The organism is Marilutibacter maris (genome assembly GCF_006546735.2).
In the GTDB taxonomy this organism is placed as follows: domain Bacteria; phylum Pseudomonadota; class Gammaproteobacteria; order Xanthomonadales; family Xanthomonadaceae; genus Marilutibacter; species Marilutibacter maris.
In genome coordinates, this window is the sequence record NZ_VICD02000081.1 from 1 (window position 1) to 10,300 (window position 10,300).

Sequence of the window (10,300 nt, forward strand, 5' to 3'; positions counted from 1 at the left end):
GGCCCGCCATCGCGGTGCCGGTGGCGGGCCTTGCGTCGTGTCGGCCGGCGATCGCCGCCGCCGGCCGCCAGGACGGAGGGCGTAGCCGCGTCGCGTCAGCGCCCCAGACCGGCCTCGTAGCTCGAGATCTCCTCATTGGCCAGCAGTTGCTGCAGCTGGGTTGCCGAGGCGCGCTTCATCGGCCGACCGTCGACATTCGACAAGGGGGCCTGGCGCAGGGCGTCCAGCGGCAGCACGGTCACGTCGAAGCTCAGATCCTCGGCGCCGAACACCCAGACCGGAAGATCGGCCGAGCGCTCGGGATCCAGGCGCAGGCGGCGCATCCGCGATTCCGCCGGAATCCCGTGCTCGTCGAGAAAGCGCATCACCGCTTCGGCATCGTCGCTGTAGGCGTGCAACTGGACCGCCGAGTTGGCGTCGGCGGTGCCCTCCAGTACCGGGCCGACCAGACGCGGCGAGAACGGCTCCAGGAATCCGAGCGCGCGCAGCGCCGCTTCGCGGCGGACCCTCAGCGCCTCACCGTGGTTCGCTCCCGAGAACAGTCGCTGGTACTCGCGCAGGGCTTCCTCGATCTCGCGATTCCGCGGCAGCGAGGCATCGTCGAAGATGCCCAGGCGCTGCGCCGCCTTGAGCTTGGCCTGGTGGTAGTCGCGCATCCCGCCCTCTGCCATCAACCGGGCCGCCTCGTGGGCGAGCCGACGCCGGCGTTCGCGGGTGCGGGTCTGTGCGTGGACGTGGGCGTGCTGACGGGCGTGGGGCATGGCAACCTCCGCGGCTGGCACGACAACGGCGACCTGATCGCCGTGGCCGGTCCGAGCGGCCGGCAGGGCAACGCTAGCACGTCATCGGCGACAGCGTGAACCGGGGCCGGGCGCGGCCGCGATGGCGGTTCAGGCCGGGTCCGGCGGACAGGTCCCGGCGCCGGTTGCGGGCGCCGGGACGGCAAGCCGCCATCGGTCAGAAGATGTCGAAGGACTCCTCGGCCGGCTCCTCGTCGGCGCCGTAGTCGACGAAGGTCTGCATCCGGTCCAGGTCCTCGGCCTTGATCCACTCGGTCTGTCCGCCGCTGCCGTCGGGCAGCAGTTGTCCGGTCGCCGAGACCGACACCCTGATCATGCCGTCGGGCGGGGTGTTCTGCGCGATCGGCTGACCCTCCAGGGCGACCCGCATGTAGTCGATCCAGATCGGCAGGGCCGCCTTGCCGCCGTACTCGCGGCGCCCCAGGGACTGGAAGTTGTCGCGGCCGACCCAGACCGTGGTCACGTACGGGCCGCCGACGCCTGAGAACCAGGCGTCGCGGTGGTCGTTGGTCGATCCGGTCTTGCCGCCGACATCCTCGCGACCGAGCACCCGGGCCGCGGTGCCGGTGCCGCGGCGGACCACGTCGCGCAGCATCGAGATGATCTGGTAGGCGACGCGGTTGTCGATCGCCCGTGGCGCCCGCGGTGCGTCGGGGTCGACGTCGGCGGTGTCGTCGTCGGCCGGTGCGGCCTCGGGTTTCGGCGCCGACGGTGTCGCCGGGCCGAGATTGAAGCCGTCGACCACCTGGCTGACCGACGCCGCGTTGCCGCCGATGCCGCAGCTGGGGCAGGCGCGGGCGGGCTGCTCCTTGAACACCACCGCGTCGTTGCGGTCGCGGATCTCGTCGATGAACCACGGCGTGATGCGGTAGCCGCCATTGGCGAACACCGCGTAGCCGCGGGCGACCGACAGCGGGGTCAGCGAGGCGCTGCCCAGCGACATCGACAGGTTGGGCGGCAGCTGCGACTCCTCGAAGCCGAAGTTGGAGATGTAGCGGCGCGCATAGTCGACGCCGATCGCGTCCAGCAGGCGCACCGACACCAGGTTGCGCGATTGCACGATCGCCTCGCGCAGGCGCATCGGGCCGGCGAAGTTGCCGGAGTCGTTCTGCGGGCGCCAGACCTTGCCGTTGCGCTGCTTGAACACCACCGGGGCGTCGAGCACGATCGAGGCGGGGTTGAAGCCCTTGTCCATGGCCGCCGCGTAGACGAACGGCTTGAAGCTGGAGCCGGGCTGGCGGCGGGCCTGGGTGGCGCGGTTGAACTCGTTGCCGGCGAAGCTGAAGCCGCCCGACAGCGCCCGCAGGGCGCCGTCGATCGGTTCCAGCGAGACCAGGGCGGCCTGGGCGCGCGGCAGCTGGTCGAGCGCGTAGGTGTAGCTCGGCGGCGGTTGCGGCAGGCCCTCGGGGACCTCGGCGGGCTCGGTCTCGACCGGCGTCTGCCGGACCCGGACCAGATCGCCGCGCTTGAGCAGGCTGCCCGGATCGCTCTTGCCGTAGGTGTTCTGGGCGGTGATCTCGACCACCTCGCCACTGCGCAGGGCCAGGGTCGCCCGGCCCGCGCCGGCACTCAGTACCACCGCCGGCAGCAGATCGGCCTGGGCCGGAACGCTGCGCAGGCGCTTGCCGGCGGCCTTCGCGTCCTCGTCCGCGGCCAGCTCGAAGTGCTGCTCGACCCCATGCCAGCCATGGCGGCGGTCATAGGTGGAGAGCCCGTCGCGGATCGCCTTGTCGGCCGCCGCCTGCAGGACCGGATCGATGGTGGTGGTGACCTTGTAGCCCTGGGTCAGCGCTTCGGCGCCGTAGCGGGCGACCATTTCCTGGCGGACCATCTCGGCCACGTAGGGCACGTACACCTCGATCGGCGGCTCGTGCGCCGCCGCGTGCATCGGCACCGCACGGGCGGCGGCGGCCTCGGCCGCGGACACGAACCCGAGTTCCTCCATCCGCTGCAGGATGTAGTCGCGGCGCTCGCGGGCGCGCTCGGGGTTGCTCAGCGGGTTGCCGCTGGACGGGAACTTCGGAATCCCGGCCAGCGAGGCCATCTCGTCCAGGTCCAGCTGGTCCAGGGGCTTGCCGTAGTAGAACTGCGCGGCCGCGCCGATCCCGTAGGAGCGGTGGCCGAAGAAGCTCTTGTTCAGGTACAGCTCGAGGATTTCGTCCTTGCTCAGCTCGCGCTCCATCCGCATCGCCAGCAACATCTCGCGCAGCTTGCGCATGTAGCTGTACTCGGAGTCGAGGAAGAACTGGCGGGCCACCTGCTGGGTGATGGTCGAGCCGCCCGGTACGCGCTTGTCGCTGGTGGTCGCCAGCAGCCAGACCGCGCGCGCCACGCCCTTGTAGTCGACGCCGTGGTGCTCGTAGAAGCGGGCGTCCTCGATCGCGATGAAGGACTGCTTCAGGCGCTCGGGCACCTCGTCGATCTTGACCGGGTAGCGGCGCATCTCGCCGAACTGTGCGATCAGCCGCCCGTCGCGGGCATAGACATGCATCGGTTCCTGCAGCTCGACCGTGCGCAGGGTCTCCACGTCCGGAAGATTGGGGACAATTACGTAGTACAAGGTGCCGATCGCGATTGCGCCCAGCACCGCTACGCCGACCAGGGCCAGAAGCGCCCATCGCAGCAAGCGTCGAAGTCGTGGCATCGGGGTCCGTTTCCGAGTTGCGGATGTAATGGCCGGGCAGTATAGAGGAGTCGCCCGGGGGTTCCCCGGGCCGGAAGGGGGATGGGACGGGTTGGCGGTTCAGCTGGTCGATGAGGGGTTTAAAGTGACGAAGGGGGGCAATTTGTGCACGAAGTGGTTGCCAGCTCCTGAAAAGTCCGTTATCTAAGACGGGGCCACACGAAGTGCGCGTAAGCGCTTGTGGCATGGGGAGAAGATCGTGGGAGTCATCACAAAAAGCCAGCCGGCGCTCGTCGGCGTGGACATCAGTTCGACTGCCGTCAAGCTGCTGCAGCTGTCGCGGTCGGGTAATCGCTATCGGGTCGACCACTATGCGGTCGAGCCGTTGCCGCCGAATGCGGTGATCGAGAAGAACCTTGTCGAGGTCGAGGCCGTCGGCGAGGCGATCAAACGCGCGGTGTCCAGATCCGGGACCCGGGCCCGTCATGCCGCCGCCGCGGTCGCGGGCTCGTCGGTGATCACCAAGGTGATCCCGATGCAGTCCGACCTGGACGACGACGAGATGGAGTCGGCCATCGAGCTGGAGGCGGTCAACTACGTGCCGTATCCGATCGAGGAGGTGAACCTCGACTTCGAGGTCCTCGGGCCGGTGCCGGGCAACAACGAGACCGTGCAGGTGCTGCTGGCGGCGTCGCGTGCCGAGAACGTCGAGGTCCGCGCGTCCGCGCTGGAGCTGGGCGGGCTGATTCCGAAGGTCATGGACGTGGAGGCGTTCGCGGTCGAGAACGCGTTCGCCCTGATCGCCGAGCAGCTCAGCGGGCCGCGCGACGGCCTGGTGGCGCTGATCGACGCCGGCGCGACCATGACCACGCTCAACGTGCTGCGCAACGGACGCAGCATCTACAACCGCGAGCAGGTGTTCGGCGGCAAGCAGCTGACCGACGAGGTCATGCGCCGCTACGGCCTGAGCTACGAGGAGGCCGGCCTGGCCAAGCGCCAGGGCGGGCTGCCGGAGAGCTACGAGGTCGAGGTCCTTGAGCCGTTCAAGGAGGCGATGGCCCAGCAGGTCAGCCGTCTGCTGCAGTTCTTCTATGCCGGCAGCGAGTTCAACCGCGTCGACCAGATCGTGCTGGCCGGCGGCTGCGCGTCGATCCAGGGCATCGCCCAGATGGTCGAAGAGCAGCTGGGTGTGCCGACGATGGTCGCCAACCCGCTCGCGAACATGACCCTCGGCCAACGCGTCCAGGCCCACGCTCTGGCGCAGGACGCGCCGGCGCTGATGATCGCCTGCGGCCTCGCACTGAGGAGCTTCGACTGATGGCAAGAATCAATCTGCTCCCGTGGCGCGCCGAGCGGCGCAAGCAGCGTCAGAAGGAATTCGGCGTGATGGTCGCGCTGTCGGCGCTGGCCGCGATCGCGCTGTCTTTCTTGATCGTCAGCTACTACAACAGCCAGATCAGCGGCCAGAATCTCCGCAACAAGTATCTCCAGGACCGGATCGCCGAGGTCAAGAAGATCAACGAGGAGATCGACGTGCTGGAGGCCACCAAGGCCAAGCTGCTGGCGCGAAAGGAAGCCATCGAGGGTCTGCAGGCCAACCGCTCGCAGATGGTCCACCTGTTCGACTCGCTGGTGAGGACCATTCCCGACGGCGTGATCCTGACCTCGATCAAGCAGGACGACAAGACGCTGAGCCTGACTGGCCGCTCGCAGTCCAATTCCCGCGTCAGTACCTATATGCGCAACCTGGAAGGCTCCGGCTGGATGACCAAGCCCGACCTGTCGATCATCGAGGCCAAGGGTGAGGACAAGGGGTTGCCGTACGAGTTCAGCCTGAGCGTGACCCTGGACAACCCGAACGCGCCCAAGGACGAGGACGGCGACGGCATTCCGGACGCACCGGTCGAGCAGCCGGCGATGGCGGCCGAAGGCGAGGCGGAAGCCGCGCCGGCGACCGATGCCGCGGCCGAGCCCGCCGGCGCTGCCGAGTCTGCCGAGCCCGCCGCTGAAGCGCCGGCCGAGGAGTCCGCTCCGGCGACCGAGCCGGAAGCCGCGCCCGCCGCCTCTGAGCCCGCAACCGGAGCCGCGTCATGAGCCAGAAGAAGATGTCCCTGCGGGAGCTCGACTTCAACAACATGGGGTCCTGGCCGCAGCAGGCCAAGATCGGCTTCTGCGTGCTGCTGGGCCTGATCATCGTCGGTCTGACCTGGTACCTGGTCGTCACCGACAAGCGCGAGCAGCTGCAGCGGCTGGAGAAGACCGAGTCCGAACTGCGCGACGAGTTCGTCGACGAGCAGGGCAAGGCCGCCAACCTCGAGCCGCTGAAGCAGCAGCTCGTGCAAATGGAGCAGCAGTTGCAGCAGATGCTGCGCCAGCTGCCGAGCAAGACCGAGATGCCGGACCTGATCGTCGACATCTCGCAGACCGCGCTGGCGACCGGCATCAGCAACGAGCTGTTCGAGCCGCGGCCGGAAGAAATCAAGGAGATCTACGCCGAGAAGCCGATCGCACTGCGCATGGTGGGCAGCTACCACCAGTTCGGCGCGTTTGTCAGCGGCGTGGCTTCGCTGCCGCGCGTGGTCATCATGACCATGCATGACATCTCGTTGCAGCCGGCCGGCAAGGACAAGGGTGCCGTGATCGGGCCCAACAGCCCGCTGGAGCTGGTCGGTACGGTCAAGACCTACCGTTACCTGGACGAGGGCGAGGCCAGCGAGAGCGGCGATACACCCGCGGCGGAGGGCGGCAAGAAATGAATGGGGAAAGCCTGAACATGCCCGGTTCCCGTATCCAGGCCACGCGGACGATGCCACGGCTGCTACTGGCCGCCTGCGTCGCCCTGGCGCTGGCCGGCTGCGGCCGGGGCATCACCAGCACGCCGGGCGAGGCGCCGAATCTCGAGAAGTGGATCGCCGAAGTGAAGGCGCGACCGGCGCCGCCGTTGCCGCCGCTGCCGGTGATGCAGCAGTTCGAGAGTTTCGAGTACGCGGCTCATGCCCTGCGTGATCCGTTCAGTCGTGCATTCCGCGACCAGGGCGGCAGTGGCCCGCGTCCGGATTCGACCCGTCGCAAGCAGACGCTCGAGCAGTTCCCGCTCGACAGTCTGGACATGGTGGGCACCCTCGGGGCCGGCAGCGGCATCGTGGCGCTGGTGATGGCGCCCGACAGGGTGACGTATCGGGTACGGCCCGGCGCGTACATGGGACAGAGCGACGGTCGCGTGACCGCTGTCCATGAAGATCGCATCGAGCTGGTGGAACTGGTGCCGGATGGCGCGGGGGGCTGGCTGGAACGCCCGGCGTCCGTCGCGTTGGAAGATCAATGAGTTTGGGGGATAGCACGATGACCGTATTCAACGCCAAAAGCCTGCGGCCGGCCCGGCGCTCAACGCTGATGCGCAGTGCCGGCCTTGGCATCGCCGTAGGCGCGTTTGCGGCGTTCAGCGCCGCCCATGCACAGCACACCGACACCGTCGCGGTCGCGCCACTGGCGGCCGGTCAGACCGCGCCGACGACCAGTGCCGACCCGTCCAAGCGGCTGCCGGGGGCGATCGAGGTCTCCAAGATCGACTTCAAGCGCGGCGATGGCGGCGCGGGGCGTCTGATCCTGGGCTTCAGCGGCGAGGGCGCGGCCCCCGACCTGCGCACGGTCGGTTCGACGGTGACGATCAACGTCGCCAACGCCGAACTGCCGGCCAGCCTGCAGCGTCCGCTGAACGTCACCGACTTCGCGACCCCGGTCCAGCGCATCGAGGCCCGCAGCTCCGGCGGCGGCGCGACGCTGACCCTGAGCACCCGGGGCAACTACGAGTCGATGGCCTACCAGTCTGGTGCCGAGTACATCGTCGAGATCGTGCCGCGCGCGGCCGATCCGGCCGCACGCTCGGCCAGTGCCGGCACCGCGGTCGGCGCGACCCGCTCGGCCAGCAGCTCGCGCGCCTACTCCGGACGCCCGGTCACCTTCAACTTCCAGGACGTGCCGGTGCGCACCGTGCTGCAGTTGATCGCCGAGGAATCGGGACTCAACGTGGTCGCCGCGGACACCGTGCAGGGCAATGTGACCCTGCGCCTGGTGAACGTGCCGTGGGACCAGGCGCTGGACATCGTGCTGCAGGCCAAGGGCCTGGACAAGCGTCGCAATGGCAACGTGGTCTGGGTCGCTCCGCAGGCGGAGATCGCCAAGTACGAGCAGGACAAGGAAGATGCGCGCATCGCGCTCGACAACCGCGTCGACCTGATCACCGAGTACATCCAGATCAACTACCACAACGCCGCGCAGATCTTCAAGGCGCTGACCGAGGCCAAGGGCATCGGTGGGCAGAGTGGTGGCCAGGGCGGTCAGGGCGGTAGCCAGGGCGACAATGGCTTCCTGTCGCCGCGTGGTCGCCTGGTCGCGGACGAGCGCACCAATACGTTGATGATCAGCGACATCCCGAAGAAGGTCGCGCAGATGCGCGAGCTGATCCGGGTGATCGACCGCCCGGTCGACCAGGTCCTGATCGAGGCGCGGGTGGTGATCGCCACCGACACCTTCGCCCGCGAGCTGGGTGCCCGCTTCGGCATCGCCGGCCACAAGGACGGCAAGTACTTCTTCAACGACACGATCGACAACAACGACAAGACGCGTGGATCGTTGGTGGACTCGATCGCCAACAACGAGCCGACCTATGAGCTGTTCAAGGGCCCGATGAGCAACCTGGGCGTGCTCGATCCGGCCGGGTCGCTGGCTCTGCAGATCCTCAATGCCGGCTACGCGCTCGACATCGAGCTGTCGGCGATGCAGGAAGAGGGGCGTGGCGAGGTGATCTCCAACCCGCGCGTGGTCACCAGCAACCAGCGCGAAGCGGTGATCCGTCAGGGCCAGGAGGTCGGCTACGTGACGATCTCGCCGCAGCAGGGCGGCAACAACATTCCGATCCCGAACGTCCAGTTCAAGGATGTCCTGCTCGAGCTCAAGGTGACCCCGACGATCACCCACGACGGCCGCGTGTTCCTGAACATGAACGTGAAGAAGGACGAGATCGAGGACTTTATCGACTCGGGTATCGGCCGGGTGCCGCAGATCGCCAAGCGCGAGGTCAACACCGCGGTGCTGATCGAGGACGGCCAGACCGTGGTGATCGGCGGCGTCTACGAGTTCCAGGAGCGTGAGGACATCAGCAAGGTGCCGTTCCTGGGCGATATCCCGTTCCTGGGCAACCTGTTCAAGAAGAAAGGCCGCAACAAGAACAAGGCCGAGCTGCTGATCATGGTCACGCCGAAGGTGATGCGCGTCGAACAGCGCGGCTGACGGCGAAAGTCCGACCACCGAAAAAAGGGCCTGCGGGCCCTTTTTTCGTGGCCATCGCGTTGGCGGGCTTGAATCGAAGATGAAGCCCGCGGAACCCGCGCGGCAAAATGGAGTCAAACTGGGACTCTCCCGCGTCCCAGGTAAAGCACGGAATGGACAGCATGGTGATCCCGGCCCCCCCGGTTTCCGAAGAATCGAACCGACTGCACGACACCTTCAAGTCGCTGCGCGAGGGACTGGCGGCGGAGATCGTCGGCCAGGCGCAGCTGATCGAGCGGCTGCTGATCGCGCTGCTGGCCGATGGCCACCTGCTGGTCGAGGGAGCCCCCGGACTGGCCAAGACCACCGCGATCCGCGCGCTGTCCTCGCGCCTGGAGGCGGACTTCGCCCGCGTCCAGTTCACCCCCGACCTGCTGCCGGCCGATCTGACCGGTACCGAGGTCTGGCGGCCGCAGGAGGGACGCTTCGAATTCCAGGCCGGTCCGATCTTCCACCCGGTGCTGCTCGCCGACGAGATCAACCGCGCGCCGGCCAAGGTGCAATCGGCCCTGCTGGAGGCGATGGGCGAGCGCCAGGTGACCGTGGGCCGGGCGACCTATCCGTTGCCCAAGTTGTTCCTGGTGATGGCGACCCAGAACCCGATCGAACAGGAAGGGACCTTCCCGCTGCCGGAAGCGCAGCTCGACCGTTTCCTGATGCACGTCCACATCGGCTATCCCGAGGCCGAGGCCGAAGCCGAGATCCTGCGGCTGGCGCGGGAACGGGCGCGCGAGGCGATGACGGCGCCGGCCGCGGCGCCGGCGCGGATCCCGCTCGAGGACGTGTTCGCCGCGCGCGCGGCGGTGCTCGAACTGCATGTCGCGCCGGCGGTGGAACGCTATCTGATCGAGCTGGTGCTGGCTTCGCGCAATGCCGGCCGTTACGACGCGGACCTGGGCCGGCGTATTGCCTGGGGCGCCAGTCCCCGCGGCTCGATTGCGTTGGAGCGATGCGCGCGGGCGCACGCCTGGCTGGCGGGGCGCGATTACGTGACGCCGGACGACGTGCGCGCGGTGGCCCCGGACGTATTGCGGCATCGGGTGCTGCCCAGCTACGAGGCCACCGCCGAAGGCTGGGACGGCGGCCGCCTGGTCGAGGCGCTGCTGCAACAGGTGCCGTTGCCCTGATCGCGCGGCGCCGATGAGTGACAAGGTCGCAACCGAGGGGGCATCGGGCATCGTCCCGTCGCTGGAGGAGCTGGTCGCCCTGCGCCGGCTGGCGGGGGCGCGGCGGCCGCCACGCAAGGGCCGCTACGGCGTCAGCGGGCCCGCACTGTCGCCGCTGCGCGGGCGTGGCATGGACTACGCGGAGTCGCGCGAGTACGTGGCCGGCGACGATGCGCGCCATATCGACTGGCGGCTCACCGCGCGGACAGGGCGCGCGCATACCAAGTTGTTCCAGGCCGAGCGCGAGCGCTTGACCCTGATCGTCGGCGACACCGCGCCGTCGCTGTACTTCGGCACCCGGACCCGATTCAAGTCGGTGCAGGCGGCGCGCGCGGGCGCGATCGCGGCCTGGGTCGCCGCGCGCGACGGCGATCGCATCGCGG

General features: G+C 68.4%; 9 protein-coding genes. 7 read left to right on the plus strand and 2 right to left on the minus strand.

Features of this window, described 5'->3' with window-relative positions; all coding sequences use genetic code 11:
* Positions 1-95 precede the first annotated feature (95 nt).
* Together FKV24_RS05805 and FKV24_RS05810 are read right to left on the minus strand one after the other, a co-directional pair.
* The gene (locus FKV24_RS05805) at positions 96-761 is read right to left on the minus strand and encodes a hypothetical protein (RefSeq protein ID WP_111267412.1); all 666 of its coding nucleotides are present in this window, start codon (positions 759-761) and stop codon (positions 96-98) included.
* Positions 762-957: 196 nt separating this feature from the next.
* Positions 958-3,444, minus strand: a complete 2,487-nt coding sequence (locus FKV24_RS05810) for a penicillin-binding protein 1A (RefSeq protein ID WP_141481702.1) — start codon at positions 3,442-3,444, stop codon at positions 958-960.
* A gap of 238 nt (positions 3,445-3,682) precedes the next feature.
* Here FKV24_RS05810 and FKV24_RS05815 point away from each other — a divergent pair, with 238 nt between their 5' ends.
* The 7 genes from FKV24_RS05815 to FKV24_RS05845 form a co-directional block, all read left to right on the plus strand.
* Complete coding sequence (locus FKV24_RS05815) at positions 3,683-4,741, plus strand: pilus assembly protein PilM (protein WP_111267410.1); 1,059 nt, start codon at positions 3,683-3,685, stop codon at positions 4,739-4,741.
* Entirely contained in the window at positions 4,741-5,517 is a 777-nt protein-coding gene (locus FKV24_RS05820) for a PilN domain-containing protein (protein ID WP_141481703.1), read from the plus strand. Before FKV24_RS05815 ends, FKV24_RS05820 begins: the two co-directional genes overlap by 1 nt.
* Positions 5,514-6,179, plus strand: coding sequence for a type IV pilus inner membrane component PilO (locus tag FKV24_RS05825; RefSeq protein WP_111267408.1), 666 nt, complete (start codon positions 5,514-5,516; stop codon positions 6,177-6,179). The genes FKV24_RS05820 and FKV24_RS05825 overlap by 4 nt, the downstream gene beginning before the upstream one ends.
* 17 nt (positions 6,180-6,196) lie before the next feature.
* On the plus strand, positions 6,197-6,748 hold the full coding sequence (locus tag FKV24_RS05830) for a pilus assembly protein PilP (protein ID WP_223250162.1): 552 nt from the start codon (positions 6,197-6,199) through the stop codon (positions 6,746-6,748).
* A gap of 17 nt (positions 6,749-6,765) precedes the next feature.
* Entirely contained in the window at positions 6,766-8,712 is a 1,947-nt protein-coding gene (locus FKV24_RS05835; RefSeq protein ID WP_141481704.1) for a type IV pilus secretin PilQ, read from the plus strand.
* A gap of 161 nt (positions 8,713-8,873) precedes the next feature.
* Positions 8,874-9,878, plus strand: coding sequence for an AAA family ATPase (locus FKV24_RS05840; protein ID WP_425481587.1), 1,005 nt, complete (start codon positions 8,874-8,876; stop codon positions 9,876-9,878).
* Between the two features lie 13 nt (positions 9,879-9,891).
* Positions 9,892-10,300, plus strand: a 409-nt coding sequence (locus tag FKV24_RS05845) for a DUF58 domain-containing protein (protein WP_141481706.1), incomplete at its 3' end; no start/stop codon positions are given.